Source organism: Kocuria sp. HMSC066H03, assembly GCF_001812045.1.
Lineage (GTDB): Bacteria > Actinomycetota > Actinomycetes > Actinomycetales > Micrococcaceae > Kocuria > Kocuria rhizophila.
In genome coordinates this window covers 93,171-119,891 of record NZ_KV807503.1, presented here as the reverse complement: position 1 = coordinate 119,891, position 26,721 = coordinate 93,171, and the positions used below count along the sequence as shown (strand labels likewise).

General features: G+C 71.6%; 24 protein-coding genes and 1 tRNA gene. 4 read left to right on the top strand and 21 right to left on the bottom strand.

Annotated elements, in window-relative coordinates:
• Positions 1-3: 3 nt before the first annotated feature.
• From HMPREF2833_RS00510 to mca, 3 genes are all read right to left on the bottom strand, one after another.
• Positions 4-2,232, bottom strand: coding sequence for a thioredoxin domain-containing protein (locus tag HMPREF2833_RS00510; RefSeq protein ID WP_059280843.1), 2,229 nt, complete (start codon positions 2,230-2,232; stop codon positions 4-6).
• Between the two features lie 124 nt (positions 2,233-2,356).
• Positions 2,357-2,797 carry a hypothetical protein gene (locus HMPREF2833_RS00505; protein WP_019310179.1) on the bottom strand — a complete coding sequence of 147 codons (441 nt, stop codon included), beginning with the start codon at positions 2,795-2,797 and terminating at the stop codon, positions 2,357-2,359.
• The gene (gene mca / locus HMPREF2833_RS00500) at positions 2,794-3,708 is read right to left on the bottom strand and encodes a mycothiol conjugate amidase Mca (RefSeq protein WP_019310180.1); all 915 of its coding nucleotides are present in this window, start codon (positions 3,706-3,708) and stop codon (positions 2,794-2,796) included. The genes HMPREF2833_RS00505 and mca overlap by 4 nt, the downstream gene beginning before the upstream one ends.
• Positions 3,709-3,843: 135 nt before the next feature.
• Here mca and HMPREF2833_RS00495 point away from each other — a divergent pair, with 135 nt between their 5' ends.
• The 3 genes from HMPREF2833_RS00495 (at position 3,844) to HMPREF2833_RS00485 (ending at position 5,378) form a co-directional block, all read left to right on the top strand.
• Complete coding sequence (locus HMPREF2833_RS00495; RefSeq protein WP_019310181.1) at positions 3,844-4,332, top strand: DUF4307 domain-containing protein; 489 nt, start codon at positions 3,844-3,846, stop codon at positions 4,330-4,332.
• A gap of 165 nt (positions 4,333-4,497) precedes the next feature.
• Positions 4,498-4,995, top strand: a complete 498-nt coding sequence (greA, locus tag HMPREF2833_RS00490; RefSeq protein ID WP_019310182.1) for a transcription elongation factor GreA — start codon at positions 4,498-4,500, stop codon at positions 4,993-4,995.
• Positions 4,996-5,165: 170 nt separating this feature from the next.
• Positions 5,166-5,378 carry a hypothetical protein gene (locus HMPREF2833_RS00485; protein WP_019310183.1) on the top strand — a complete coding sequence of 71 codons (213 nt, stop codon included), beginning with the start codon at positions 5,166-5,168 and terminating at the stop codon, positions 5,376-5,378.
• A gap of 19 nt (positions 5,379-5,397) precedes the next feature.
• Here HMPREF2833_RS00485 and ilvA read toward each other — a convergent pair whose 3' ends face one another.
• Positions 5,398-6,645, bottom strand: coding sequence for a threonine ammonia-lyase (gene ilvA, locus HMPREF2833_RS00480; protein WP_039100912.1), 1,248 nt, complete (start codon positions 6,643-6,645; stop codon positions 5,398-5,400).
• A 143-nt stretch (positions 6,646-6,788) separates the two neighbouring features.
• Positions 6,789-8,084, bottom strand: coding sequence for an AI-2E family transporter (locus HMPREF2833_RS00475; RefSeq protein ID WP_246829050.1), 1,296 nt, complete (start codon positions 8,082-8,084; stop codon positions 6,789-6,791).
• Positions 8,085-8,233: 149 nt separating this feature from the next.
• Here HMPREF2833_RS00475 and HMPREF2833_RS00470 point away from each other — a divergent pair, with 149 nt between their 5' ends.
• The gene (locus tag HMPREF2833_RS00470) at positions 8,234-8,836 is read left to right on the top strand and encodes a nitroreductase family protein (RefSeq protein WP_019310186.1); all 603 of its coding nucleotides are present in this window, start codon (positions 8,234-8,236) and stop codon (positions 8,834-8,836) included.
• A gap of 117 nt (positions 8,837-8,953) precedes the next feature.
• On the opposite strand, the gene HMPREF2833_RS00465 is transcribed toward HMPREF2833_RS00470, so the two are convergent.
• The 16 genes from HMPREF2833_RS00465 to HMPREF2833_RS00390 form a co-directional block, all read right to left on the bottom strand.
• A complete protein-coding gene (locus HMPREF2833_RS00465) occupies positions 8,954-9,751 on the bottom strand; it encodes a Bax inhibitor-1/YccA family protein (RefSeq protein ID WP_070636198.1) in 798 nt (265 codons plus the stop codon).
• 149 nt (positions 9,752-9,900) lie between these two features.
• Positions 9,901-9,974, bottom strand: a tRNA-Leu gene (locus HMPREF2833_RS00460).
• Between the two features lie 71 nt (positions 9,975-10,045).
• A complete protein-coding gene (locus HMPREF2833_RS00455; RefSeq protein WP_070636196.1) occupies positions 10,046-11,431 on the bottom strand; it encodes an NAD(P)/FAD-dependent oxidoreductase in 1,386 nt (461 codons plus the stop codon).
• A 72-nt stretch (positions 11,432-11,503) separates the two neighbouring features.
• Positions 11,504-12,862, bottom strand: a complete 1,359-nt coding sequence (locus HMPREF2833_RS00450; protein WP_070636194.1) for a S8 family serine peptidase — start codon at positions 12,860-12,862, stop codon at positions 11,504-11,506.
• A 78-nt stretch (positions 12,863-12,940) separates the two neighbouring features.
• A complete protein-coding gene (locus tag HMPREF2833_RS00445) occupies positions 12,941-13,891 on the bottom strand; it encodes a Ppx/GppA phosphatase family protein (protein WP_070636192.1) in 951 nt (316 codons plus the stop codon).
• A gap of 44 nt (positions 13,892-13,935) precedes the next feature.
• Complete coding sequence (locus HMPREF2833_RS00440; protein WP_019310191.1) at positions 13,936-14,481, bottom strand: DUF501 domain-containing protein; 546 nt, start codon at positions 14,479-14,481, stop codon at positions 13,936-13,938.
• Complete coding sequence (locus HMPREF2833_RS00435) at positions 14,478-15,053, bottom strand: FtsB family cell division protein (RefSeq protein ID WP_070636190.1); 576 nt, start codon at positions 15,051-15,053, stop codon at positions 14,478-14,480. Before HMPREF2833_RS00435 ends, HMPREF2833_RS00440 begins: the two co-directional genes overlap by 4 nt.
• Before the next feature lie 139 nt (positions 15,054-15,192).
• On the bottom strand, positions 15,193-16,476 hold the full coding sequence (gene eno / locus HMPREF2833_RS00430; protein ID WP_019310193.1) for a phosphopyruvate hydratase: 1,284 nt from the start codon (positions 16,474-16,476) through the stop codon (positions 15,193-15,195).
• A 104-nt stretch (positions 16,477-16,580) separates the two neighbouring features.
• Positions 16,581-17,525: a nucleoside triphosphate pyrophosphohydrolase gene (locus HMPREF2833_RS00425; RefSeq protein ID WP_083310877.1), complete on the bottom strand. Its 945-nt coding sequence runs from the start codon at positions 17,523-17,525 to the stop codon at positions 16,581-16,583.
• On the bottom strand, positions 17,522-18,733 hold the full coding sequence (locus HMPREF2833_RS00420) for an adenosine deaminase family protein (protein WP_019310195.1): 1,212 nt from the start codon (positions 18,731-18,733) through the stop codon (positions 17,522-17,524). Before HMPREF2833_RS00420 ends, HMPREF2833_RS00425 begins: the two co-directional genes overlap by 4 nt.
• 4 nt (positions 18,734-18,737) lie before the next feature.
• Entirely contained in the window at positions 18,738-20,639 is a 1,902-nt protein-coding gene (locus HMPREF2833_RS00415) for an ICP22 family protein (protein WP_141756148.1), read from the bottom strand.
• 103 nt (positions 20,640-20,742) lie between these two features.
• Entirely contained in the window at positions 20,743-21,150 is a 408-nt protein-coding gene (locus tag HMPREF2833_RS00410; RefSeq protein WP_019310196.1) for a cytidine deaminase, read from the bottom strand.
• 136 nt (positions 21,151-21,286) lie between these two features.
• Positions 21,287-22,609, bottom strand: coding sequence for an ABC transporter permease (locus HMPREF2833_RS00405; protein WP_059280834.1), 1,323 nt, complete (start codon positions 22,607-22,609; stop codon positions 21,287-21,289).
• Complete coding sequence (locus HMPREF2833_RS00400) at positions 22,606-23,817, bottom strand: ABC transporter permease (RefSeq protein WP_059280833.1); 1,212 nt, start codon at positions 23,815-23,817, stop codon at positions 22,606-22,608. Before HMPREF2833_RS00400 ends, HMPREF2833_RS00405 begins: the two co-directional genes overlap by 4 nt.
• Complete coding sequence (locus HMPREF2833_RS00395; RefSeq protein ID WP_059280832.1) at positions 23,814-25,574, bottom strand: ABC transporter ATP-binding protein; 1,761 nt, start codon at positions 25,572-25,574, stop codon at positions 23,814-23,816. Before HMPREF2833_RS00395 ends, HMPREF2833_RS00400 begins: the two co-directional genes overlap by 4 nt.
• 27 nt (positions 25,575-25,601) lie before the next feature.
• Complete coding sequence (locus tag HMPREF2833_RS00390; RefSeq protein ID WP_019310200.1) at positions 25,602-26,693, bottom strand: BMP family lipoprotein; 1,092 nt, start codon at positions 26,691-26,693, stop codon at positions 25,602-25,604.
• Positions 26,694-26,721: the final 28 nt, after the last annotated feature.

Genomic DNA, 26,721 nt, shown 5'->3' with positions numbered 1-26,721 from the left:
CGCTCAGAGCCGGCGCAGCAGCTCCTCGACCGAGTGCACGGGCAGCTCGCACCGCCCGTCCCGGCACCGCCACACGGTGAACCCGGAGCCGGTGTCCTGCGGCGCGCCGTACGGTGCCACACGGGACTCCAGGGCGAGGGTGTTCAGCACGCGGGCGGCGCCCACGCCCTCCAGCACCTCGCGCCACTGCTCCGGGGAGGCGTCCGCCACCTGCAGCAGCTGCGGCGGCTGCTGCCCCGCCAGCACCGCGGAGACCATCCCACCGGCGGCCGTGGGTGCCTTGAGCACCACACCCGTGGCCGCCGCCGTCACCGCGGCGACCACGTCCCCGCTCTCGCGCCCGCCCACCTCGGGCCGGGACAGCTCCGAGAGCCACCGGCCAAGCACGGCGGCGCTGGACGCGGCGACGTCGTCGAACGGCTCGGCGCGCCCCGTGGCACCGGCCGCCGCGAGCGTGTCGTCCAGCTCCGCGGTCTCGAGCACGCGACCGCCCCGCAGGAAGCGCCGGACCGTCACGTCCGCGATCTCGCAGCTGCGCTCGTACCACGTGGTGTCCCCCGTGGCGCGGTACAGGGCGAGCAGTCCCGCCCCGAAGCACGCGTGGTCCTCGAGCGCGCCCTCGTGGGGGTCCGCGACGTCGCCGCGCGAGGTCCGCGCGAGCGTCCCCCGCTCGGGGTCCCAGTGCCGCTCCCACAGGAACTGCGCCGCCGTGCCCGCCGTCTCCAGCCACTGCGGCCGGTCGAGCAGCACCGCCGCCTCCGCGAGACCCGTGACCATCATGCCGTTCCAGGCGGTGACCACCTTGTCGTCCCGGTGGGGTGCCTCGCGCGCCACGCGTCGTTCCCACAGCTCGTGCCGCACGCTCTCGTCGAGGATTCCCGTGAGGGCCCCGGCCTCGCCCCAGCTCGCGGTGACGGGCTCGGGGTGTCCCCGGTCCGCTCCGCTCCGGGGGCCCCGGTCGCGCGCAAAGGTGTAGTAGGCGCCCTCCCGCTCGGCGTGCGGCTCGTCCGCGGCGGGGGTGCTGTCCGCGTCCAGCGCGGCCGCGAAGGCACCCTCTCCCGTGATCATCTCGCGGTGCAGCCACTCGACGAGGGCTTCGGCGGCCCTGCGGTACCGGGCCGCGCGCGCCGGGTCCGTGCCGTCGCGTTCCAGCAGCTCCACGGTGCGGGCGAGCACGCGCAGCAGCTGGGCGTTGTCGTAGAGCATCTTCTCGAAGTGCGGCAGGGACCAGTCCGGGGTCACCGAGTAGCGGAAGAATCCGCCGCCCACGTGGTCCTGCAGAGCACCCCGCACGATCGCGTCCAGGGTGGCGCACAGCAGCTCGCGCGCGGACCGTCGGCGCTGCTCGGCGGCCGCGTGCGCGGAACCGGTCGACCCGTTCTCGGGGCCGCTGCGACCGGAGCCGTCACGACCGGTGGCGGAGCCCTCGACAACCGGTGCGTCCGCCGCCTCGTCGGCGCGCGAATCGGCACCGGGCTGCCCGAGCGCGGCAGCCGAGCCGGGTCCTGTCGTCTCCGGTGAGGGCACCCGCGCCACTCGCGTCAGGGCGTCGAGCACCGGGGACGGCGGGAACTTGGCGCCCGTGCCGAACCCCTCGTGGGCGGCGTCGCGCGCCACCTCCAGGCCGTCGAGCCACGCACCCACGAGCCGTCCCGCGGCGTCGTCCGCCTCCCCACCGGAGGGCACGACGACGGCGGGCCCCGCCTCCGCGAGCATCCGTTCCACGAGCTCGGGGTGCCGGGACAGCGCCTCGGTGACCTGGTCCGCGCCCCGCAGCACCTCGTCGCGGCGCTCGGTCCACGCCTCGGTGACGGCGGCGAGCACCTGCCGGAAGGACGGTCGCCCCTGGACTGGGCGCGGCGGGAAGTAGGTCCCGGCGTGGAACGCGCGACCCTCCGGCGTGAGGAAGACCGTCATGGGCCACCCGCCCTGGCCCGTGAGCAGCTGGGTGGCCGCCATGTAGGTCGAGTCCACGTCCGGACGCTGCTCCCGGTCCACCTTGACGGCCACGAAGTGCTCGTTGACCAGGTGCCCGGTCTGCGGGTCCGCGAAGGACTCGTGGGCCATCACGTGGCACCAGTGGCACGCCGCGTAGCCCACGGAGAGCAGCACGGGGACGTCGCGCTCCCGGGCCTCGGCGAAGGCCTCCGGGGAGAACTCCCACCAGTCCACGGGGTTCTCGGCGTGCTGCAGCAGGTACGGGCTGGTGGCGTGCGCCAGACGGTTCGTCATGGCACCACCGTCTCACAGCGCCCCGCCACCCCACCCACCCGGCGGGGTGGCCGGAGCGCGGAACGCTCCCGCGCCAATGCTCGCGGTACGGACGGCGCGCTGCGCGGTCGGTACCGCCCGGACGTCAGGAGCGGGGCTGCTCCGAACCGTCGACGGTGTCCGGGCGGGCGGCATCGCCGTCGCCGCGGTGGGGGCGGGCGACGTCGTGTGGACGGCCGCTCGCCGACCGCGCCCCGGTCGAACCGTCCCCGGCGGACGCCGTCCGCTCCGCACCACCGTGGCGGGGGGCGAGGTGCTCCGCTGCCGGAGCCGCCCCCTGGGCCTGCTCCTCCTGCGCAGCGCGCTGCTCGGCGTACTGCGCGCGGTAGCGCAGCCTGCGGTTGCGGCGGTTGAAGTCGATCACGAGCAGAACCACCGCGGCGGTCAGCACGAACGTCATGAGGAAGCCCACGAGCCCGGGCGAGACCTGGCTTGGATCCAGACCCGGCTTCAGGGTGGTGTCGGGGCTCGGAGCGGGGGTCGCGGCGGTCAGAACGGTCAGCAGCGTGGGCACGGCGGCACTCACTTCCGTGGGGTCGTGGTCGGGTCGATCCCGGCGAAGAGATCCGTCTCCGGCAGGCTGGTCTCCACCCGGGACTCCGCGAGGGTGTAGTCCTCCCAGGGCCACACCTCCGCCTGGGTCTCGGCGGAGACCGCGAAGAACATGCCGCGGGGATCCACCTGGGTGCGGTGGCTGCTCAGCGCGCGGTCCCGGGCGGGGAACTGCTCCGGGCAGCGCACCTGCGTGGTGGTCTCGTGCCGGGGCACGGGCGGCTGGTGGCCCTCGGGATCGGACTCCTGCATCGCGGCGATGCGCTGCGCGTACGGGGACGTCAGCCCCCGGGCCTCCAGGGCCTCGTGCAGGGCCAGGAAGCGCTCCGGGTTGAACGCGCGGTCGTAGTACAGCTTGGCCGGCGTCCAGGGATCCCCCGTTCCCGGGTACGCCGCGGGGTCTCCTGCGCGCAGGTACGCCTCCATGGAGACCTTGTGCGTCTGGATGTGGTCCGGGTGGGGGTACCCGCCGTTCTCGTCGTAGCTCAGGATCACGTGCGGGCGGAACTCACGAACCAGCTGCACCAGCGGCGCGGCCGCGCGCTGCAGGGGCTGGAGGGCGAAACAGCCCCACGGCAGCGGGGGCAGGGGATCGCCCTCCGGCAGCCCGGAGTCCACGAACCCGATCCAGCGGTGCTCGACTCCCAGAGCGGACACGGCCGAGGCCATCTCGTGGCGGCGCAGACCCGGCAGGTCCCGCTCGGCCCGGACGTCGCCCTCCATCTCGGCGTTGAGGATCGAACCGCGCTCACCACCGGTGCACGTGGCCACCATGACGCGGGCGCCGAGCCCGGCGTAGTGGGCCATGGTCGCCGCGCCCTTGCTGGACTCGTCGTCCGGGTGGGCGTGGATGGCCAACAAACGAAGCTGCGAATAGTCCGTCACCGAACGGATGCCTCCAAGACGTCGAAGCGAAAATGACAACCCCCGGTATCCTACGCCGATCACGCCGCCCGAACCCGCCGGACGGTGGCCCGTCCGCCCAGTGCGCACCCATTCCCGCTGGGTACAGTGGAGGCCATGAGTTCCGCGACCTCCCAGCCCTCCGACGCCCGGCGCACGCCGGAGGAGCCCGCCACGGAGCGGGTGCTCTCCCAGCGCTACGGATCGGGCCACCGCACCGTGGCGGGCACGCCCCGCCGCGGCCCCGGGGCAAGGGGCTGGATCCTCATTGCGGTGGCGGCCACCCTGGTGGCGGCACTGTTCGTCACGTGGATCGTGCGGGGCGAGTCCCAGCAGCCCGTGGCCAAGGACGTCAGCTTCAAGATCATGGACGCCGGGCAGGTCTACGCGGACTTCGACCTCACCAAGGACCCGGACCAGACCGTCACGTGCGCCGTGCAGGCGCTGAACGAGCAGTACGCCGTGGTGGGGTGGAACGAGGTCACGATCGGCCACGTCCCCGAGGACGAGCTCAACGGCCGCACCAGCACCCACCGGGTGCCCGTGCGCACCACCAACCTGGCCAACACCGCGGGCGTGGACTCCTGCTGGAACACCTCCGGCTGACGCACCGAGTGCCCCGCGTCACTTTGGGGTGCGGGCGCAGCGTCCTCTACACTTGCCCGAAGACCACATCCCCGACCCGGAAGCGCTGGGCCACACGGCTCGCCCCGGGGCGGGGTTTTTCACACGTGACCGTCAGGGCGACGGACACCGGAGAACGGAGGCACAGTGCCTGCACAAGAGGGAGCCTGGCTCACCCAGGAAGCGTACGACCGGCTCAAGAAGGAGCTCGACTACATCGCCGGGCCCTACCGCCAGGAGATCGTGGACCGGATCGAACAGGCGCGCTCCGAGGGAGACCTCAAGGAGAACGGCGGCTACCACGCCGCCCGTGAGGAGCAGGGCAAGAACGAGGGCCGCATCGTGCAGCTGACCCAGCTGCTCGAGAACGCCCAGGTGGGCGAGGCCCCCGCAGACGACGGCATCATCGAGGCCGGGATGGTCGTGACCGCCGAGATCGCCGGGGACGAGATGACCTTCCTCATGGGATCCCGCGAGGTCGCCGAGGACCTCACCGGCGGCGAGGACCTGGAGGTCTTCTCCGAGCGCTCCCCCATGGGTGCCGCGATCAACGGCCACAAGGTGGGTGAGACCGTGAGCTACCAGGCCCCCAACGGCAAGGACATCACGGTGAAGATCCTCAAGGCCAAGCCCTTCAGCCGCTGAGCCACCCCGACCCCTCCGCGGGTCCCCGGAGGCCACCTCGCCACGGCGGGGTGGCCTTTCGCGTACCCGGGTGGTGCCGCCGCCCACCACGCCCCGGTTCCCACGGTTCCCGCAGGCGCGCCCCGTAGGATCGTGCCATCACCTGTCACGTCCCCGAGAGGAGCCCGACCGTGGTCACCCACTGGAATCGCAGCCCGGCACCCTGGACCACGCCGTTGATCGTCCTCACGGCGCTGCTGGCCGTGGCGGCAATCGTCGTCCACGTCCTGGGCCAGGGCAATCCCTCGCTCAACGCCACGGGCGGTCTGCGCAACATCCTCTTCGTGGCCACGTTCGCGTCCGCCCTGCTCACGTTCTTCACCGCGCGGGGGCGACGCCGCTAGCGCTCCCCCACCGGGCGCGTCAGTGCACGATGACCGGGTGGTACCCGTGCGTCTCGAGGGCCGCGATCACCTGGTCGCAGTGCGCGTGCCCCTTGGTCTCCATGTCGATGGTGATGGACACGTCCCCCATGGACAGTGATCCCCCGATCCGCGTGTGGTTCACACCGGTGACGTTGGCATCCATGTCCGCGATGATCTTGGAGATCTGGGCGAGCTCGCCGGGGCGGTCCGTGAGCATCATCTTGATGGTCATGTAGCGTCCGGCCGCGGACAGTCCGCGCTGGATCACCTTGAGCATGAGCATGGGGTCGATGTTGCCCCCGGAGAGCAGCACCACGGTGGTTCCGAGCTCTGGGTGGGTCCGCTTCAGCTCGCCCTCGAGGATGGCCGCCACGCCCACGGCACCGGCCGGCTCCACCACCATCTTGTTGCGCTCGAGCATGAAGATCAGGGCCTGGGAGAGGGAGTCCTCGGACACCGTGACCACGTCGTCCGCGAGCTCCCGGATGATCCGGAACGGCAACTGGCCGGGGCGACCCACCGCGATGCCGTCCGCGATCGTGGACACCTTGGACAGTGTCACGATCGCGTCTCCCGCGAGGGACGGCGGATAGGCCGCGGCGTTCTCCGCCTGGACCCCGATCACCCGGATGTTCCTCCCCTGCTGCTCGGCCTTCGCCTTGACGGCCACGGACAGCCCGGCCAGCAGGCCACCGCCCCCAACCCCGGCGATCACCGTGTCCACCGTGGGCAGCTGGTCCAGGATCTCCAGCCCGATGGTGCCCTGTCCGGCGATGATGTCCACGTGGTCGAACGGGTGGACGAACACCGCACCGGTCTCGTCCGCGAAGCGCTGCGCCTCCGCGAGGGCCTCGTCCACGGAGGAGCCGTGCAGGACCACCTCCGCGCCGTGGTCCTGCGTGGCCGCGATCTTGGGCAGGGCCGCTCCGCGGGGCATGTAGATCCGCGCGGTGATCCCCAGTTTGGCCGCGGCGAGCGCCACTCCCTGCGCGTGGTTGCCCGCCGACGCCGCCACCACACCCCTGCGCTTCTCGTCCTCGCTGAGCTGCGCCATGCGCACGTAGGCGCCCCGCGCCTTGAACGAGCCCGCGCGCTGCAGGTTCTCGCACTTGAGGTACACCTCGGAGCCCAGCATGCGCGACAGGGCGCGGGAGTGGGCCAGCGGGGTGCGCTCGATGATGCCGTCCAGCAGCTGCGCGGCGTCGTGGACGTCCGTGGCGGAAACGGGCAGTGCATTGTGGCCCACAGGGAATTCCTTCGTCGTTGCCGGTTCGTGAGGCTTGCCGCTCCCCGCGCGCGGCCGGATCGCGGCGGGCGGCGTCGTGGAGGAACGCAGAACGCGGCGCCCGCAGATGGGGACGCCGCGTTCCATGCTATGGCACCGGTGCGTCAGCGCAGCGGCTGGTCCTCACCCGGAGAACGCTGCTCGATGCTCGCGTTGTGCTCGGTCTCCTTCTTGTGCTTCTCCTCGCGCTTGCGCTCCTCGCTCTCGCGCTCACGGTGGCGCTTGCCGCGGAACCGCTGCAGCTGCGCCATGATCTGCTCGCTGGAGAGGTTCTTCTTCCTGGCGGCCTTCTTGATCTCACGCGGGTACAGGAACGGCTCCCAGGCGATCTCGTCGTCGTGCTCCCACGCCCGGCCGGCCAGGTAGCGGATGATCGTGTTGAGGATGGCCATCAGCGGCACGGCGAACAGGGCGCCGATGATCCCGAAGAGCACGCTGCCGGCGGCCACCGCCAGGAAGACCGCCACGGGGTGCAGCGAGACCGCCTTGCCCATCACCAGGGGCTGCAGGATGTTGGACTCGATCTGCTGCACGGCCAGGACCACCAGCAGCATGGCCAGGGCGATACCGGGGCTGACCGCCACGAGCGCCACCAGGACCGCCACGGCTCCGGTCAGCACCGCACCCACGATGGGGATGAACGAGGCCAGGAACACCAGGACGCCGATCGGCAGCGCCAGGGGCACGTGCAGCAGGAACGCTCCGAGGCCGATGCCCACGGCGTCCACGAAGGCCACGAACACCTGGATCCGCACGTACTGCGCCAGGGAGATCCAGCCCTTGCGGCCCGCCCCGTTGACGGCCGGACGGGCCCGACGCGGGAAGAGCTTCACCAGGAAGAGCCAGATGCTCTCCCCGTCCATGAGGAAGAACAGCAGCACGAACAGCGCGATGACGGTGCCGGTCACGATGTTGCTCGCGGTGGAGCCGAACCTCATGGCCCCGGAGAGGATCGCGTCCGAGTTGGCCTGCAGGGTGCTGCCGAGCTCCGAGAACCACTGGTTGATGGTGTCGGTGGAGATGTTCAGGCGGCTGTCCTCGAGCATGCCCATGAGCTGCTGGAAGCCCGCCACCACGTTGCTGGAGAGCTGCGCGAAGCCCACGATGATCTGCTGACCCGCGAGCGTCAGCAGCCCCAGGACCAGCAGGATGAGGCCCAGCTCCACCGTGATGGCCGCGAACGCCGCCGGGATCCCCTTGGAGCGCAGCCACCGCACGGCGGGCGACAGCAGCCCGGCGGCCAGTGCCGCCAGCAGAACCGGGATCAGGACGGTGGTCACGTGGCTCAGCAGCCAGCCGATCACACCCACCCCGGCGATGATCAGCAGGACGCGCCAGGACCACGCCGCGGCGATCCGAACGGGCGTGGTGACCATGGTCTCGGCATCGGCGATGGGCACGGGATTCGACTGGGGGACGTCTGAGGCGCGGCCCGGGGGTGAGCCCGCGTGCGACGTCGGAACACTGGATGACATGCGCACTATCATCGCACCATTGCGCGCGCCCCAGATACACGCGAACAAGAACCGAGGATGACAAGATGGCTGTCATGTCCACCACACTGCTGCGTGTCCTGGCCCAGCGCCGCCCCGCGAGTCTGCTCACCCAGGAGAGTCCCCGGCCCGAGGACCTCGAGGCCGTGCTGAGAGCCGCTGCCGGCGCCAAGTACGACGACCGCCCCACGGGGTGGCGGGTGGCCGTGACCAACCGCAGGTCAGCCTCCCTGCTGGCCGCCGCGATGGCCGGGCTCACCTCGGTGCCCAACCTCACCGGCCCGGTGCCCCGGTTGAAGGGCAAGAAGATCCGCGTGCTCGCCGCCTACCGCGGCAGCCTGCAGTGGGCGTCCCGGGGCGGGGTGGCCCTGGCGCTGATCTTCCGGCACCATCCCGAGCTCCCGGAGTCCAAGAAGGACCAGCGGGGTCAGGTCCACGCGGCACGCGGTGTGCTGGAAGCCGCGTTCTACGCGCAGGGCTGGGCCACCATGTGGTCCCAGCGTGAACCCTTCGACCGCGAGCTGATCCGTGACTTCTACTCGCTGGACGAGCACGAGGAGGTGCTCGGCTGGCTGTTCGTGGGCCGCGCGGCATCCGACAGCGTGCCGGCCAGGGCCATCAACCTGCCGCCGCGCGAGCTGGAGATCAGCTGGATCTGAGCCGCCACGGACGGAACCCACGACAAGACCACGGCGGCCCGGTGCTGGAGTGCACCGGGCCGCCGTGGTCTGTGGTGGCTCAGATCCGCAGCGGCGGCTCCGAGTCCTGTTGCGAGGTCAGTCGCTCATGGAGCGGATGATCGAGAGCACGCGCAGGATCTCCACGTACGCCCAGATCAGGGTCACGGTCAGCCCGAAAGCCGCGGTCCACGCGGCCTTCTGGGGGATCCCGCGGGAGACGCCGTCGCTGATGTTCTCGAAGTCCAGCACGAAGCTGTAGGCCGCCAGCAGGATGGCCACGGCCCCCACGACCAGCCCCAGCGGGATGCCCATGATGGAGACCTCGGAGCGCATGTCGAAGCCGCCGATGAGGCTCGTGCCCAGGTTGACCAGCGCGAAGATGGCGTAGGCCATGAGGGCGACCATGAAGAACTTGGTCACGCGCGGGGACGACCGCAGCACACCGACCTTGTAGAGCACCAGGACGGAGACGAACACGGCCAGGGTGCCGATCACTGCCTGCACCACGATCCCCGGGTACGCGGCCTCCATCATCATGGAGAACCCGCCCAGGAACATGCCCTCGGCCAGGGCGTAGAGGATGATGAGCACGGGGCTGGGCTCGCGCTTGAACGAGTTGACCAGACCGAGCACCAGGCCCACCAGTGCGCCGGGGAAGGACAGGACAGGCATGAACCAGCCCGCCGCCGCACCGGCGATCACGCACGCCAGCACGAGCGAGGTGCGCATCACGACGTCGTCGTAGCTCATGCGTCCCGTCTGCGCGGGTCCCGCAGCGGGCGCGTTGTACATGCGCTCGAGCTGCTCGGGTGAGTAGCGGGAATCCTGGTAGGACCCCGGGGTGGTCGCGTTCTTCCTGTCGAAGTCGCGCAGGAGGGGGTTTCCGCCGGCCATGTGACGTCCTTTCGAGGGCGTAGTCGAGCTGTTGCCCCAGGCTATCAGCGGCACCTGCGCGCCACTGCGCGCTTCAGCGCAGGATCACCAGGTTCAGGGCCAGCTGCCAGGTCCAGAGCCGCGCGGGCTGGTCGGGACCGGCGGTCGGGTGCCCCCAGTGGGATTCGAACCCACACTGAGCGGATTTTAAGTCCGCTGCCTCTGCCGGTTGGGCTATGGGGGCGGCAACGACGGCGGTGGGGTCGCCTCGAGTGCGACCCCACCGCTGAACGTCTGCTTCCGTGCGGAAGATCCCTAGAGCTGGGCCTTCCCCGCGGACTCGCGCTTGCCTGCGGCCTGGAGGAACGCGCTGCGCGGCTCCCGCAGGTGGCGCAGAGCGGTGGTGTCGCGGCCGAAGAGCATGTTGATGCCCCACTCCGTGAACACACGGACCTTGCGCTCCACGGTGGGGATCGCGTAGCCGTGGTAGAGCCGGTGCATGGTCCAGGCGGGCAGCCCGCCGAGGTCCACGCCGCGGATGGTGGCCGCCCCCTTGTAGAGGCCCAGCCCCGCCACGGAACCGAGGTTCTCGTGGTAGTAGTCCTCCAGCGCCTCGCCCTGGTGGGCCGCCATGATGTTCTTGGCCATGGTGGCGGCCTGACGCACGGCGTGCTGGGCGTTCGGGACGCAGAACCCGCCGGGGCCGGAGCCCGTGAGGTCCGGGACGGCGGCGATGTCGCCGGCGGCCCAGGCACCCTCGAGGGGCCCGTCGTCACCGGTGACCCGCAGGTCCGCGCCCACGCGCACGCGGCCGCGCTCGTCCACCGGGAGGTCGCTGTTCTTGGCGAAGCCGGAGGCCGCCACTCCGGCACACCAGATCAGGGTGTCGGTGGCCACCTCGCCGGCCGGGGACTTGTCGCCCATGTTGATGAGCTTCACGACGTCCCCGTCCACCTCGGAGATGGAGGTGTTGAGGAGGACCTCGATGCCGCGGGCGCGCATCTCGGCGACGACCTTCTCGGCGCGGTCCTTGGAGACCTCAGGCATGATCCGGCCCATGGCCTCCACGAGCACGAAGCGCAGGTCAGAGACGCGCAGGCGGTCGTTGCGCTCCACGGCGGTGCGGGCCATGTCCTCGAGCTCCGCGATGGACTCCGAGCCGGCGTATCCGCCGCCCACCACGATGAAGGTCAGCGCCTTGCGCTTCTCCTCCTCGCTGTCGGTGAGGGAGGCGACCTCGATGCGCTCGAGCACCCAGTTGCGCACCGACACGGCCTCTTCGATGGTCTTCATGCCAATGGCCTTCTCCGCGAGCCCCGGGATGGGGAACGTGCGGGTGGTGGAGCCACCGGCGATCACGATCTCGTCGTAGGGCAGCTGGAACTCCGGGCCCTCGTCGATCCCGCGCACGGTGACCGTGTGCGAGGCGTGGTCGATGTGCTCCACGCGGCCGCCGACCAGCTCGCAGTCACCGAGGTGCTGGCGGTGGGAGATGACGGCGGAACGGGCGTCGATGTTGCCCGCCGCAACCTCCGGCAGGAACGGGAGGTAGGTCATGTACGGGTTGGGGTCCACCACCGTGACCACGCCGCCCGACTCCTTGATGCGAGTCTGCAGCTTCTGGGCGAGGGTGAAGCCGACGTAGCCGCCACCCACGATGAGAAGGCGCGGTCGGTCCTTAGCAAGTTGATTGAAAGCCATGCCCCCGAGTTTACCCACGGTGCCGGGCTTTCGCTGGCGGTGTGACGGCCGGGAAGTGTGCTGATCGTGAAATCAGCGGGAGAGCCGGCGGATGTGCAGGACGGCGGCCACGGTCAGAGCGGTCACCACCAGCCCAAAGGACGCGAGCACCACGACCGGCAGCGCCCCGGTCTCGTTGAGCGGTGCCTGTGCGACCGGCGGGGTGGCCTCCTGGGTGACCTGCCGGGTGTCCCCGTCCGTGGTGCCGGAGGTGGCCGTGGGTGCGGCAGAGCCGCTGCGCGGACGGTTCTGGTCGATCCAGTGCCGCACGCTGCCCATGGGGTTCTCGTCCGGGGTCTCGACGTCGTCGAGCACGGCCGCGCGCACGTCCAGCACCCCGTAGCCGTAGATCGGGTCCTTGCCCTTCTCCCCCGCGTCGTGCGCGGTCTTCACGATGCGCTGCGTGACCTGCTCGGCCGTGAGCTCCGGGTGCTGCTCCATGACCAGAGCCGCCGTTCCCGCCACGAGGGGTGCGGTGGCGGAGGTGCCGGACCACTGCGCGTAGCCGTCACCGGGCATCGCGCCCACCATGTCCTCACTGGGACCGGCCACGGCGATCGAGATGCCCTGGGAGGACGAGTCCCAGCTGGCCCTGCCCGAACGGTCTACGCCCCCCACGGACACCACGCCCGGGATGGTGGCCGGTGCGCCCACCTGGTTCAGTCCGGAGCCCCTGTTGCCCGCCGCGGCGACCACCAGCACGTCCTTCTCCTCCGCGTACGCGAACGCGGAGTCCCAGGACTGCGGCCAGGAGGTGGAGTCGGAGCCCACGGACATGTTGATCACGTCCGCGCCGTGGTCCACGGCCCACCGGACGGCCTCGGGGATCTGCTCGTTGACGTCCTTGACACCGGGCTGCTCGTTGCCGAGCCACAGGGAGACCGGCAGGATCTCCGCGTCTGGAGCCACCCCGAGGATTCCCTCCTGGTGGCCCGGGCCGTTCTCGTTCGGGGCCCCGTGACCGCGTCCGGCCGCGAGGGACGAGACGAGGGTTCCGTGCTCGGGCTCGGCACCGAGGCCCTTCTGGCCGTCGGACTGGCCGGCGGCGGACGCGTCCGCACCCGGCAGCACGCCGCCGGCGAGGTCCTGGTGGCCACCGTCCACGCCCGTGTCGATCACCGCGATCTTCACGCCCTTGCCCGTGGACTGCTTCCAGGCGTCGCGCACCCCGTAGTCGTCCAGCCAGTACTCGCTCTGCTGGATGTCCGCCCCGTCCACCGGGGGCTTGCCACCGGCGGGCGGGGGCTGCACCGGGGTCTCCACCGGGACGGACGGTGCTGGCGCGGGGACCGCGGGGTCCTGTGCCAGCGCGGGAGCGAGCGTGGCTCCCGAGAGCAGCAGCGCCGCCGCCGACCCCGCGAGCGCGCGGCGCGTTCTCGATCCACCGGTCATGTCCGTCGTGTCTCCTCGTGTGTCCCGCCGTCCGTGCCGCGGGTGGTCCCGGCGGTGCCGGGTGTCAGGTGTCGGGTGTCAGGACACCAGCGACAGGCCGATGCCGTCCAGGATGTCGTGCTCGCTCGCGGTCACGGTGTCGACCCGGCCGTCCGTTGCCCGGGCCACGCGCTCGACGACGCGGCGCCACACGAGCGCTCCGGCCCCGATCACGTCCACCCGGCCCTCGTGCATGAAGCCCAGGCGTGCCCGCTGCTTGCGGGTCATGGCGGTGAGCTCCCGGCACGCGCGGTCCACGTCCGCGACGTCCAGCACCGTCCCGTTGATGCGGTCGGGGTCGTAGTGCTTGAGACCCATGGCCATGGCCGTGACGGTGGTGACGGTGCCCGCCACTCCCACCAGGCGGGTGGTCTGCTCCAGGGGGACCGTGCGTGCCACCACGTCCATGGCCTCGTCGACGTCCCGGAGCACGTGGGCCTGCTGCTCCTCGGTGGGAGGGTTGGAGCCCAGGTGGCGCTCCGTCATGCGCACGCACCCCACGTCCACGCTGCGGGCGGCCAGCACCTCGCGGGGGGTGCCCAGCACGCACTCCGTGGAACCGCCGCCCACGTCCACCACGAGCACCCGGTCCGCGGGGTCCAGGCCCGGGGCCGCGTTGAGTGCGCCCCGGAAGGACAGGGCGGCCTCCTCGTCGCCGCTGACGACCTCAGGAACCACGCCCAGCCGGGAGCGGATGCCCGCCACGAACACGTCCCGGTTGCCGGCGTCCCGGGTGGCGGAGGTGGCCACGAAACGCACCCTGTCCGCACCGTGCTCGGTGATCAGGGCGGCGTACTCGTCCACGGCGGCGAACGTGCGCTCGAGAGCGGCCTCGGCGAGCCACCCCGTGGCGTCCACACCCTGACCCAGGCGCACGATGCGCATCTCGCGCACCACGTCCTTCAGGGCGGGGTGGTGCTCGCGGGTCACCACGTCGGCGATGAGCAGTCGGATGGAGTTGGTACCGCAGTCGATGGCAGCAACGCGCATGGCAGCAGAGATCCTCGTGTCGAAGGGGGCAGGGGTCCGGCGCGTCAGGCTGCGTCGCGCCACGCGGGGTCGCACGCGCAGCGCTGCGGCGTCCACGTCCCGGAGATGGTCTCGAGGGTCTCGTCCCCGAGCGGGTTCACACCGGGGCCCGCGGCCAGGCTGTGGCCCACGAGCACGTGCAGGCACTTCACCCGGGTGGGCATCCCACCGGCCGAGATCCCCTCGATCTCCGGGACGTCACCGGTGCCCGCGAGCTCGCCCACACGACGCCGCTGGGCAAGGTAGTCCTCGTGCGCAGCGCGGTGCTGCTCGGCGAGCTCCGGGTCCTGGGCCACGCGGTCGGACATCGCGTACATGGCGCCCTCCGCCTCGAGCCGGGACACGGCGGCGGTGACCACCGGGTGGGTCAGGTAGAAGACCGTGGGGAACGGGGTGCCGTTGCTCAGCCGCGGGGCCGTGGCCACCACGAGGGGGTTGCCGCACACGCAGCGCGCCGCGATCTCCACGACGTCCCGGGCCGGCCTCCCGAGCTGGGCTCCCACCACGGTGAGGTCCTGTGGCGTGACGGTCGGGTCGTGCGGTGCGGTCACTTCTCACTGCTTTCGTCCGGTTGCGGTTCCAGGGTGATGTCCTCCTGGGGGTAGGCGGAGTCGAGCACCGACTGCCAGAGCCCGTCAGCCCACGCGGGCTTGCCGGCCTCGACCTGCTCGGCCGAGGACTCCGGGGCCTGGTGCAGCTCCTGCTGCCCGCCGAGCACCACGTAGGCGCTCTCACCGGGCTTCACGTAGGACATCCGCTCCCGGGCCTGCTGCTCCACGTAGGCGTCGTCCCCCCAGAGCTGCTCCTCGCGCTTGAGCTCCTGCTGGCGCTGTTCCTCGTGGGCGATGCTCGCCTGCAGCTCGGAGATCTGCGCCCGCTGGTCCAGGAAGATCTTGGCGGTGGGCGCGGCCAGGAACACGATCAGCGTGGCCACGACGACCAGGGCCACCAGGCGCCCGTTGAACGAGTGCGCGGGAGTGGGCGCCGCCAGCGTGGACGAGCCTCCCGCGGAGCGCTCGGGACGCGGTGCGGCGTCGCGGCGCGGGTCCGGTCGCTCGGCCCGAGGGGCCTGCTGCGCGGGGCGCGGTGTGCGTCGGGGGATCCGGGGGCGGGGACCGACCATGCGTACCTCCCGGGTGACGTCGTGGGGCGGATCGTGCTCGGCCAGTCTACCCGCAGCACGACGCCGCCCGGTCCCCTGGGCGGGACCGGGCGGCGTCGTCGTGGCCGGGCGGGGCGTCCGGAGACGCCGCGCGGCGGGCCTACTTGGCGGTGAAGCGCGGGAAGGCCGAGGCACCCGCATAGACCGCGGCGTCGCCGAGCTCCTCCTCGATGCGCAGCAGCTGGTTGTACTTGGCCACGCGCTCGGAGCGTGCCGGGGCACCGGTCTTGATCTGGCCCGCGTTCACGGCCACCGCGATGTCCGCGATGGTGGTGTCCTCGGTCTCACCGGAACGGTGGGAGATCATGCAGCGGTAGCCGTTGCGCTGGGCGAGCTCCACGGCGTCGAAGGTCTCGGTCAGCGAGCCGATCTGGTTGACCTTGACCAGCAGGGAGTTGGCCACGTCCTCCTGGATGCCGCGGGCCAGCCGCTCCGGGTTGGTCACGAAGAGGTCGTCGCCCACGAGCTGCACCTTGTCACCGATGTGCTCGGTGAGCGTGGCCCAGCCCTTCCAGTCGTCCTCGTCCAGGGGGTCCTCGATGGACACGAGCGGGTACTTCTTCACGAGGTCCTCGAAGTACGCGGACATCTCCTCCGCGGAGCGCTTCTTGCCCTCGAAGGTGTACTTGCCCTTCTCGAAGAACTCGGACGAGGCCACGTCCAGGGCCAGGGCGATGTCCCGGCCGGGCTTGTAGCCGGCCTTCGTGATGGCCTCGAGGATGAGATCCAGTGCCGCCGAGTTGGAGTCCAGGTTCGGGGCGAAGCCGCCCTCGTCCCCCAGGCCCGTGGACAGGCCGCGGTCCTTCAGCACGGACTTGAGGCTGTGGTAGACCTCCACGCCCCAGCGCAGGGCCTCGGAGAACGTGGGGGCGCCGATCGGGGCGATCATGAACTCCTGGATGTCCACGTTGGAGTCCGCGTGGGAGCCGCCGTTGAGGATGTTCATCATGGGCACGGGCAGCACGTGGGCGTTCGGGCCGCCCAGGTACTTGTAGAGGGGCAGGTCCGCGGAGCTCGCGGCCGCACGGGCGATCGCCATGGAGGCACCCAGGATCGCGTTGGCGCCCAGCTTGGCCTTGTTGTCGGTGCCGTCCAGCTCGAGCATGGCCTGATCCACCGCACGCTGGTCGGACGCGTCCAGACCCACGACGGCCTGCTCCAGCTCCTCGTCCACGGCGTGCACGGCGTCCAGGACGCCCTTGCCCAGGTAGACCTTCTTGTCGCCGTCGCGGCGCTCCACGGCCTCGAACTCACCCGTTGACGCACCCGAGGGGACGGCCGCGCGGCCGAAGCTGCCGTCGTCCAGCAGGGCCTCCACCTCGACCGTGGGGTTGCCGCGGGAATCCAGGATCTGGCGGGCTTGCAGCGCAATGATCATTGCCATGAAAATCTCCTTGTCGGTCGTCGACCCGTGGGGCGGTTCCGGCCCCGGGTCCCAGCCTACCGAGCGCGCCTGTGTCCCGGCGATACGCCCCGGGATGACGGTGCTCACCCGGGCAGCGGGCCGTCGTGCTCCTGCACGAAGCGGCGCACCGCCGTGCACAGGGCCCGTTCGGCGTCCAGACCGCGTGCGGAGGCCTCCGTCACCTGGCGCAGCAGCCGCTCCCCCAGCTCGCGCTCCTCGTCCTCGCGCTGCTCCTCCGGCAGCTCCGGGCCCACGGGTCCGACCCCGGGGACCGCGTGCCGGCGGGCCTTGGACAGCGCCTTCTCGGCGCGGGCCAGGGCGGGCAGCGCCGGGGGGATCCCGTCGAAGATGCGCGTGCGCTGCGGTTTCTCGTCCCGTTTGACGGCGTCCCAGCGCGCGGCGAGCTCGGCGGTGCTCGGCTGCTCCCCCGCGGCGGCGATCTCGTCCGACCACGCCGCCTGGCCGTCCGCGTTGTCCTCACCCAGCAGGGTGTTCCCGGTGGCCATCAGGGTGGTCCCCGCGCCCCCGCCGAACACCGCCGGGTGGCGGCGCACGAGCTTGTCCGTCACGGCGGAGATCACGTCCGTGACGTCGAAGCCCTGCGGGGCCGGGTGCTCCTGGCCGATCCGCGCGTGGAAGACCACCTGCAGCAGCACGTCCCCGAGCTCCTCCACGAGCTCGTCCCGGCGGCGGCTCGAGGGTTCGAGGGTCTCCACGGCCTCCACCACCTCGTAGGCCTCCTCCACGAGGTAGCGCAGCAGCGACTCGTGGGTCTGCTCCGCGTCCCACGGGCAGCCCCCCGGAGAGCGCAGCCGGTCCATGACCGCCAGCAGCCGTTCGAACTGCTCGCCCGCAGTGCTCTCCGCACCGTGCGCGGCCGTGCTGGTCGCGGCGTGACGAGGGGCCAGGCTCCCCGCGCCCTCCGGGGCCCACCGCGCATCGCGGTGCGATGAGGCCCCGGCGCTCTCCGAGGTCTGCAACGCGTCGCCGTGCGAACGCTCGGCGGGTCCTGTGCTCTCCGGGCTCACGAGGTCTCCCCCGTGATGCGCTGCTCGAGCCACTGCTGGTAGGCCACCGGCACGAAGGCCGCGCGCGCCGCCGTGCGCTGGACCCGCAGCACGTCCTCGGAGCTCCACCCCGCCTCGGAGCGCAGCCGGTCCAGTTCGTGCGTCACGGAGGTCCCGCTCATGAGGCGGTTGTCGGGAGAGACCGTCACCGCGAATCCGGCCCGCAGCAGGCGCGTCACCGGGTGCTCGGCAACGGTGGCGCCCCACGCCGCGCTCGCTCCGGTCTGCAGGTTGGAGCACGGGCAGACCTCGAGCGCGATCCGCCGGTCCCGGATCCAGCGGGTCAGCGGTGCGGTCATCTCCCGGTCCTCGTCCAGCAGCCGCACGCCGTGCCCCAGTCGCAGGGCCCGGCCCGAGCGGAGGGCGTCGGCCATGGACTCCGCGCCGGCGGCCTCCCCCGCGTGCAGCGTCACGGGGACGTGCTCCGCCGCGAGAAGCTCCAGGGCGTCCCGGTGGGCCGAGGCGGGGAAGCCGTCCTCCGGGCCCGCCAGGTCGAAGCCCACCACGGATCCCGGCACCGGTTCCCCGGGAACCTGGCCGTCCGCCGTCGTCGTGGGGGTGTGCGCGCCGACGTCCGTGGCCGGCGTGCCGCCGGTGACTGCCTCGTCAGGGTTCCCGGACGGGGACGACGCCGCCCGCAGCCGCCGCACCACGAGCTCGGCGATCTCCCGGGAGCGGTCCAGGTGGCGCATGGCGCACAAGATCTGGACCACCGAGACGTGCCCGCCTGCGGCCTTGACCTCGGCGACACCCTCCGCGAGACCGCTCTGCACCGCGTCCACGGCCTGGTCCAGAGTGAGTCCCCCGGCCACGTGCTGCTCCGGTGCCCAGCGCACCTCGGCGTGGACCAGGCCGTCCGCTGCGCAGTCCGCCACGTACTCGCGGGCCACGCGCCGCAGGGCCGGTGCCGTCTGCATCACCGCCACGGTGTGCGCGAAGGTCTCCAGGTACCGCGGCAGGCTCCCGGAGTCGGCGCTGTCGCGGAACCACTGACCCAGGGATGCCGGGTCCGTGGTGGGCAGCTCGTGGCCCACCTGCGCCGCGAGATCCACGACGGTGGCGGGGCGCAGTGCGCCGTCCAGGTGGTCGTGCAGCGAGATCAGTCCGTGTGGCCCGAGGGCCCCGTCCGTGGTGCGGACGGGGCCCTCGGGGGTCGTTCGAGTGCTCATGGCGTCAGTAGTTCCAGTCCTGCAGTGCGTCGTTGACGTGCTGGGGGATGTTGGAGCCGGTGCGCGGATACATGCGCAGCTCCTCCAGGTAGTTCTGCCCCGGGAGGCGCTGCTCGTAGCGCACGAACGCCTCCTCGTCCGAGTAGTCGAACGCGACCTCGGGGGGAACGCCCGGACGGAAGCGGAACATCATGGCCAGCGGGGCGCCGGAGCCCTCCACGTACGAGTCGTCCTTGAGCTCCTGGACCTTGAGCTGGTCCTCGGGCACCAGGTCGAAGGTGGGGCGCTGGTCCCAGAACCCGTTGAGGCGCACGTGGGTCAGGGCGTCGTAGTAGGTGCCGAGAGCGCGCACGCGGATCAGCACGGTGGAGACCTCACGGGCGGTGCCCTCCGGTCCGAACAGGTGCCGCTGCGCATCCGCGAGGCGGGCCGTGACGTCACCCACGGTGAGCGCGAGGTTGCCGGTCGCGAGGGCATCGGGGTCCACGTCCTGCTCCGGGGCAGGGGCCCGGTAGGACGGGGACACGTCCGTGGCAGTGGCCACCTGCGGCGCACCGGCCGGATCGTCGTCGCCGTCCACCGCCGCGCGCACGGGCGCGGGCACCAGCGTGTCCTCGGACTCCGTGCCGAACGCCGACTCGTCCACGTGGGCGGGCAGGTCCTCCGAGGACCGGGCGTCCTGGGTGTCCGTGGCAGCGGCGTGCTCCGCTCCGGGCTGCGCACCGCGCGCGCCGTCATGGGTGGGCCCACCGCCCAGGATGCGGGGGTCCTCGCCCAGGCCCTGGTCGAAGTGCTCGTCCTCCTCCGACCCTGCGGCGCCGTCCGGGAATCCTCCGTCCTGTGCGTCGAAGGCGCGCTCCGGATCCACGGACCGTTCCTCGGCGGGCACCGCCGGGGAGCCGTCCTCGGCGCGCTCCGCGGAGCTCTGCTCGCCGGACGCGAGCACCGGTGACGCCTGGCCCGCGGCCAGGACGTCGCCGTCCGTGGCCGGCTCGGTGTGGCCGTCGGAGACCACACGCACGGCGTCGGAGTCCTGCGGAGCGCCCGTGTGCACCTGCTCTGCGGCCTCGCCGGGGGCGTGGCCCTGCTCGGAACGGTGAGCATCGGCAATGTGGTCACCCTGGTCCCCCGAGGTGCCCGCGGCGGCGAGCCCAGCCGCACCGCCGGCCACCGTCCCCGCGCCCGCGGCGTCCACGTGCCCGGGGGCACCGGCCCGGTCGTCGGAGCCGTGGCCCGCCGGGGTTCCGTGGTGGTCCTGGACGCGGTCCGTGGCCTCCGTGCGGTCGTCCGAGCTGGCCTGGTGCTGCTCCTCGTGGTGCGCCGGCGTGGCCGTGCGCGACTCGTCGGAGGCACCGTGGTGCTGCTGGACGGAACCACCACCGGGGTGGCTGTAGTGCTCGGTGCGCGACTCCCCGGTGGGGTAGTCGTAGGTCACCGTGATCTCGTGCGCCGCGTGGTGGGACGCCGAGACCACGAGGTCCAGCTGGCGCCACGGCCCCACCGGGGTGCTCATGGCCTGCGTGTAGAGGTCTGCGACGTCGTCGAACAGGGGCGATCCCTGGTCCACGGTCCCGTTCTCCACCTCGTCCGGCGCCTCCCCCACGGCCTGGCGCGTCTGGTGCGTCATGATGTTCCCGGACTGCACGAGGGTCAGCCGGGCACGGTCCGCACCCCGGGCCAGCAGGAGCTCCACGAGGTGCTGCAGCGCCCCGTCCTGCGGCAGCGGCTCGGCGGTCGGCTCCTGGCGCGGGTGCTCGTGGTGATCCCCGGCGGTGCTCTGCACTGCCTCGGGCGGCGTCGCCTGGCCGGACACGGGTCCCGCCGCGGGGTCTGACGGCGCGGCGCCGGGCGACGGCTGGGGTGTCGGGGTGGTGTTCTTGCTGCGGAACAGATCTCTCAAACCCACGTGAATGTTTCCCTTCGAAAGCCGGGCTCGGTCTGGTGCTCAGTATAGGCGGGCCGCTCGGGAGCCACCCGGGAGCCGGACGCTCCCCCGGCGGCTCGGCGGGTCACAGGTTCTCGGGCCCGAACGCGTCCGGCAGCACCTGGTCCATGCTGCGAACACCGCTCACGGTGAGCAGCTGCAGCCCGGGAGCGCGGTGCTCGTACAGCAGCTGCCGGCAGCGCCCGCACGGCATCAGCACCTCCCCGTGCCCGTCCACGCACACGAAGGCCACAAGCTTGCCGCCGCCGGACATGAACAGCGCGCTCACGAGCGAGCACTCCGCGCACAGGGTCACACCGTAGGAGGCGTTCTCGATGTTGGCCCCGGTGACCACGCGGCCATCGTCCACGAGTGCCGCCGCTCCCACGGGGAAGCGGGAGTACGGGGAGTAGGAGTGCTCGAGGGCCTCGGTGGCCGCCCGCTGCAGCCGCTGCCAGGTGGACTCGTCCACAATCTGCTGGTTCTCGGTCATGGTGTCGTGCGCTCCTGGTCCTGGGTTCTCGTGCGGGTCCTTGTGCGGATTCTCCCGGCGACGCCGCTCAGCGGGCCACCGCGCGGGAGGTCCACCCCCGACGCTACGCCGTCGAGGCGCTCGCCGGGCGGGGTGGTCACTCCTTGAGGTAGGGCTCACCCGAGGCGGCCGGCCCCCGTGACCGGCCCACGAGGCCCGCCACCGCGAGGATGGTGACCACGTACGGGAGCATGGCCAGGAACTGGCTGGGCACCGGGGTGCCCAGGAAGGAGAGGATCGACTCCAGGTTGGACGCGAAGCCGAACAGCAGCGAGGCCAGCAGCGCCCCCACGGGGTTCCACCGCCCGAAGATCAGGGCCGCCAGCGCAATGTAGCCGGAGCCCGCCGTCATGTCCCGGGTGAACGCGGACACCGACACGAGCGTGTAGAACGCACCGCCCAGCCCGGCCACCGCACCGCCCAGCAGCACGTTGCGCACGCGCAGGGCGTTGACGGGGATGCCCAGGGTGTCTGCGGCCTTGGGGTGCTCGCCCACCGCTCGGGTCCGCAGGCCCCACCGCGTGCGGTACAGCGCGAACCACACCACGGCCACGGTGGCGTACATGATGTATCCGATCACGGACTGGTCGAAGAGCACCGGCCCCACCACGGGGATCTCGGCCAGCACCGGGATCCGCACGTGCGGCAGCCGCTCCGGGGAGTTGAACGCGGCCGCGTTGGGCTCCAGCACGGTGGCGAACAGGAAGCCCGTGAGCCCGGAGACCAGGACGTTGAGCACCACGCCCACGATCACCTGGTTCACGCGGTAGCGGATGGCGAAGACCGCGAGCACCACCGACACGAGCACCGAACCGAGGACGGCCGCGAGCAGGCCCGCCCAGGCGCTGCCCGCGATCGTTGCGACGACCGCCGCGGAGAACGCACCGAAGAGCAACTGGGCCTCGATCGCGATGTTCACCACGCCCGAGCGCTCGCACAGCAGACCCCCGAGGGAGCCGAAGACCAGCGGCGTGGCGAGGGCCACGGAGCCCGCGAGCAGTGCGGTCACGGAGATGCTGGGGGTCTGGGCCGTGCCCACGATCCACACGAGGAATCCGGTGACGAAGAAGAAACCGGCCACGAGCGAGGCCCAGCGGGGCAGGGCGCGGGCCCGTACCGCGGCGTAGCCGGCCAGCACGGCCAGCACGGCCGTCACCACCCAGCCGCACAGTGTCGAGGCCACGGAGACGTCGGGCAGGCGCACGGCGTCGTTCTCGCCGGAGAAGCGGAACTGCACCGACTGCCCGGAGGCGTTCAGGGCGAAGACCACGAGGGCCACGAGCGCGAGCACGGCCAGGCCGACCGCGGGTCGCAGGGTCCGCACGCCCACGTCGCGCAGCACCGCGGAGGTGGGCAGATCGGCCTCGGGCACGGAGCCGTCCGGGCCGTCCAGGTGGGGGGAAGCGGTGGCGGTGCTCACGCGGCGACCTCCTGCGAGCGACGGGTGGCGAAGGTGAACAGGGGTGGCAGCGCCACGAACAGCACGATGAGCGACTGCACGACCAGCACGATGTCCACGTTGGTGCCGGTCATCGACTGCATGGTCACCCCGCCCGCGCGGAACGCCCCGTAGAGGATCCCCGCGAAGAACGTGCCCCACGGTGTGGACCGGCCCAGCAGGGCCACGGTGATGGCGTCGAAGCCGAAGGAGGCCGCAATGCCCGCCGTGAGCGAGTGCTCGGTGCCGGAGACCTGCGCGGTGCCGGCGAGACCCGCCAGCAGACCCGCTAGCAGCATGACGACGACGAAGCCGCGGGTCACGGAGATGCCCGCGGTCCGCGCCGCGCGGGGGGTGGCCCCCACGGCCCGCAGCTCGAAGCCCACGGTGGAGCGGTTGAGCAGCCAGGACACGGCCACGGTGGCCAGGACCGCGAGCACGAAGCCCCAGTGCAGCCGGAACTGGTCCCCGAGCAGCTTGGGGAACATGGCGGTCTGGTCCACGGGAGGGCTGATGGGGTTGGACGAGCCCTCGCGCTGGAAGCCCGGCAGCGTCAGCAGCCACGCCACCAGGTTGAGCGCCACGTAGTTGAGCATGATCGTGAGGATGACCTCGTGGGCGCCCGTGCGGGCCTTGATGAGCCCCACGATCCCGCCCCACAGGGCACCGCCCAGGGCGCCGGCCGCCATCACGGCGAGCAGGTGGATCCCGGCGGGCAGGTGCCACGAGAACCCCACCCACGCGGCCAGCGTGGCCCCGATCAGGATCTGGCCCTGCGCACCGATGTTGAACAGGCCCGCGCGGAACGCGAGCGCCACGCCGAGACCCGCGAGGATCAGGGGGGTGGCCACGGTGAGGGTCTCCGTCAGCGGGTAGAGCTTGTCGGCGAGCGTGGCCCCGGCGGGGTTGTACACCGCACCGTGGAACATGGCCACGTAGGCGCTCGAGGCGGCCTGCCACATGGCGGTCAGCGTGTCGCCGGGGCGCGCGAAGAAGTACCCCGCAGCCTCCCGGACGTCCTCGTTGGTGACCGCGATCAGCAGTCCGCCCAGGATCAGCGCCACCACCACGGCCAGTACCGACTGGAGCGTGGAGCCCAGCAGGGTGCGGCGGTGGCTGCCCGCGGCGAGTTCGGTCGGTGGCGGCGCCGACACCTGGTCGGTCTGCGCCGGTGTGGTGGTCGCGCTCATGCCGTGCGGTCCCCCTCGGGTCGGTCGTCGGTCGGGTCGGCCGCGCTGCTTCCCCGGTGCGCGTCAGAGGCCGCGCCGGGGACCGCGTGGTGGGCGGCGTCGTCGGCGGGCGTGGCGCCCGCGCCGGTGTCGTCGGAGTGGGCGGATGTCGCGTGGGCGTCGTCAGCTGCGGCGTGGGCGTCGTCGGGTACGTGGGCGCCGTCGGCCTGCTGGGACGAGGCGACGTCGGAGTGGTCCCAGGGGGCCGCGGGGAGCACGGACTCGGCGGGCTCGCCGGCCATCATGCGCCCGAGCGCCTCGCGCGGGGTCTCCGGGCCCACGATGCCCATCAGCCGACCGTGGAAGAAGACCGCGATGCGGTCCGCGAGCGCGTAGACCTCGTCGAGCTCGGTGGAGACGATCAGCACCGCGGTGCCCCGGTCCCGCTCCGCCACGATGCGGCGGTGGATGAACTCGATCGAGCCCACGTCCACACCGCGCGTGGGCTGGGAGGCGATGAACAGCGTGAGGGGGCGCCCGAGCTCGCGGGCGATCACCACCTTCTGCTGGTTGCCGCCGGACAGCGTGACCACCGCGGAGTCCACGGATCCCGTGCGGATGTCGTACTCGGACACGGCGGAGCGGGCGTTCTCGCCGATGGCGCCCAGCCGCAGCGAGGGTCCCGCCGCGAACTCGCGGTCCCGGTAGCGGTCCAGCACGAGGTTCTCGGCCACGGAGAACGGGCTCACGAGGCCGTCCGTGGACCGGTCCTCGGGCACGAATCCGACGCCACGGGCCAGCACCTCGCGCGTGCGCAGCCCCACGAGCTCGTGGCCGTCCAGGCGCGCGGACCCCGTCACGCGGTCCTCGAGCCCCACGAGCGCCTGGGTCAGCTCGGTCTGGCCGTTGCCCTGCACGCCGGCCACGGCGAGGATCTCCCCGGGGGCCACGTCGAAGCTCACGCCGTCCAGCACCACGAGACCGTTGTCCCCGACGACCGTGAGGTCGCGCACCTCGAGTGCGGCACCGCTCGGCAGGACCGGCTCCTTCTCCACCGTGAGGGAGACCTTCCGGCCCACCATCAGGGCCGCGAGCTCCTCCGTGGACGCCTCGGGGCCCACGTGCCCCACCACCTCGCCACGGCGGATCACGGTGATCACGTCCGAGACGGCCCGCACCTCCCGCAGCTTGTGCGAGATGAACACGATGGAGGTGCCGCCATCCCGCAGCTGGCGCATGATCTGCAGCAGCTCGTCCGTCTCCCGTGGGGTCAGCACGGCCGTGGGCTCGTCCAGGATCAGCACCCGCGCGTCGCGCACGAGCGCCTTGATGATCTCCACGCGCTGCTGCACGCCCACGGGCAGGTCCTCGACCACGGCGTCGGGGTCCACGTCGAAGCCGTAGCGCCGGGAGATCTCCCGGATCCTGGCCCGCGTGGTCTCCAGGTCCAGGGACACGCCCCGGGTGCTCTCGTGCCCCAGCGCCACGTTCTCGGCCACCGTGAAGACCGGGACGAGCATGAAGTGCTGGTGCACCATGCCGATCCCGGCCGCCATGGCGTCGCCGGGGCCGCTGAACCTCACGGGTTCACCGTCGATCTCCACGCTCCCGGACGTGGGTTCGTAGAGACCGTAGAGGACGTTCATGAGCGTGGACTTGCCCGCTCCGTTCTCCCCGAGCAGACAGTGGATCTGGTGGGGTTCCACGGTCAGGTTCACACGGTTGTTGGCGGTGAAGTCACCGAACTTCTTGGTGACGTCCGTGAGTTTCAGCTGCACGTCGTTAGCTCCTGCCTGCGCGCTCGGTCAGGACTTGGGGGCGTTCTCGGACTCCACCGTGACCTTGCCGTCGATGATGTCCTGCTTCAGCTGCTGGACCTCCTTGTCAAGGTCCTCCCCCACCTTCGACTCCTGGTCGTGGTACGGCGCGAGACCCACCCCGCCGTTCTCGAGGGTGCCCACGTACTGGCTGTTGTCGAACTTGCCGTCCGCGGCCTGGGTGACCACGTCCTCCACGGAGGTGGTCATCTCCTTCAGCACCGAGGTGAGCAGGAACTCCTTGCCGGAGTCGAGGGTCTCGTAGCCGTCCGTGTCCGGCCAGATCAGCCGCACGTTCTTGTTGCCCTTGTTCGCCTCGACCACCGCGTCCACGGTGCCCTGGGCGGCCTGGCCCGCGACCGGGAGCACGACGTCGGCGCCGTCACCGACGAGGTTCTGGGTCACGGTCTTGGCCTTGGAGGAGTCCTGGAAGGAGCTCAGGAACGTGCCGTTCTGCGAGTCCTTGTTCCACCCGAGGACCTTGACGTCCTTCTTGTTCTTCTCGTTGTAGTACTTCACGCCGTCCGAGAAACCGTCCATGAACACGGTCACGGTGGGGATGTCCATGCCCCCGTAGGTGGCCACCTTGCCGGTCTCGGAGCTGCCGGCCGCGAGGTAGCCGGCCAGGAAGGCCGCCTCCGCGGTGTTGTACACGATCGGCTTGACGTTGTCGGCCTTGATCGAGTTGTCGTCCACGATCGCGAAGTGCTTGTCGGGGTTGGCCTCCGCGACCTTCTTGGTGGTGTCCGCGAGGAGGAAGCCCACCGACACGGTGAGGTTGCAGCCCTGCTGCGCCATGGAGGTCAGGTTGGGCTCGAACTCCGTCTCGGACTGGGACTCGGCCTGGCTGATCTTGATGCCCTTGTGCTCCTCCGCTGCCTTGAGGCCCTCGTAGGAGCTCTGGTTGAACGAGCGGTCCTGGAAGCCGCCGTCGTCGGAGACGATGCAGCCCTTGAAGTCGGACGCCTGTGCGCTGCTGTCCCCGGAGCTGTCCGGTGCGGCACCGCAGCCTGCCAGGGTGAGGCCGGTCAGCCCGGCCAGTCCGAGGGCGCCGAGAGCGCGGAAACGTCGAGTGGTCATGGGGTCCTCCGGTGGGATCGGGCTGGGG

Coding starts and splice junctions, on each gene's coding strand:
- eno (WP_019310193.1), bottom strand. CDS start 16,476: ATGGCAATGATCATTGCGCTGCAAGCCCGCCAGATCCTGGATTCCCGC.
- HMPREF2833_RS00470 (WP_019310186.1), top strand. CDS start 8,234: ATGTCCACCACACTGCTGCGTGTCCTGGCCCAGCGCCGCCCCGCGAGT.
- HMPREF2833_RS00495 (WP_019310181.1), top strand. CDS start 3,844: ATGAGTTCCGCGACCTCCCAGCCCTCCGACGCCCGGCGCACGCCGGAG.
- HMPREF2833_RS00445 (WP_070636192.1), bottom strand. CDS start 13,891: ATGCGCGTTGCTGCCATCGACTGCGGTACCAACTCCATCCGACTGCTC.
- HMPREF2833_RS00435 (WP_070636190.1), bottom strand. CDS start 15,053: ATGGTCGGTCCCCGCCCCCGGATCCCCCGACGCACACCGCGCCCCGCG.
- HMPREF2833_RS00390 (WP_019310200.1), bottom strand. CDS start 26,693: ATGACCACTCGACGTTTCCGCGCTCTCGGCGCCCTCGGACTGGCCGGG.
- HMPREF2833_RS00465 (WP_070636198.1), bottom strand. CDS start 9,751: ATGGCCGGCGGAAACCCCCTCCTGCGCGACTTCGACAGGAAGAACGCG.
- HMPREF2833_RS00410 (WP_019310196.1), bottom strand. CDS start 21,150: ATGACCGAGAACCAGCAGATTGTGGACGAGTCCACCTGGCAGCGGCTG.
- HMPREF2833_RS00455 (WP_070636196.1), bottom strand. CDS start 11,431: ATGGCTTTCAATCAACTTGCTAAGGACCGACCGCGCCTTCTCATCGTG.
- HMPREF2833_RS00510 (WP_059280843.1), bottom strand. CDS start 2,232: ATGACGAACCGTCTGGCGCACGCCACCAGCCCGTACCTGCTGCAGCAC.
- HMPREF2833_RS00450 (WP_070636194.1), bottom strand. CDS start 12,862: ATGACCGGTGGATCGAGAACGCGCCGCGCGCTCGCGGGGTCGGCGGCG.
- HMPREF2833_RS00420 (WP_019310195.1), bottom strand. CDS start 18,733: ATGAGCACTCGAACGACCCCCGAGGGCCCCGTCCGCACCACGGACGGG.
- HMPREF2833_RS00400 (WP_059280833.1), bottom strand. CDS start 23,817: ATGAGCGCGACCACCACACCGGCGCAGACCGACCAGGTGTCGGCGCCG.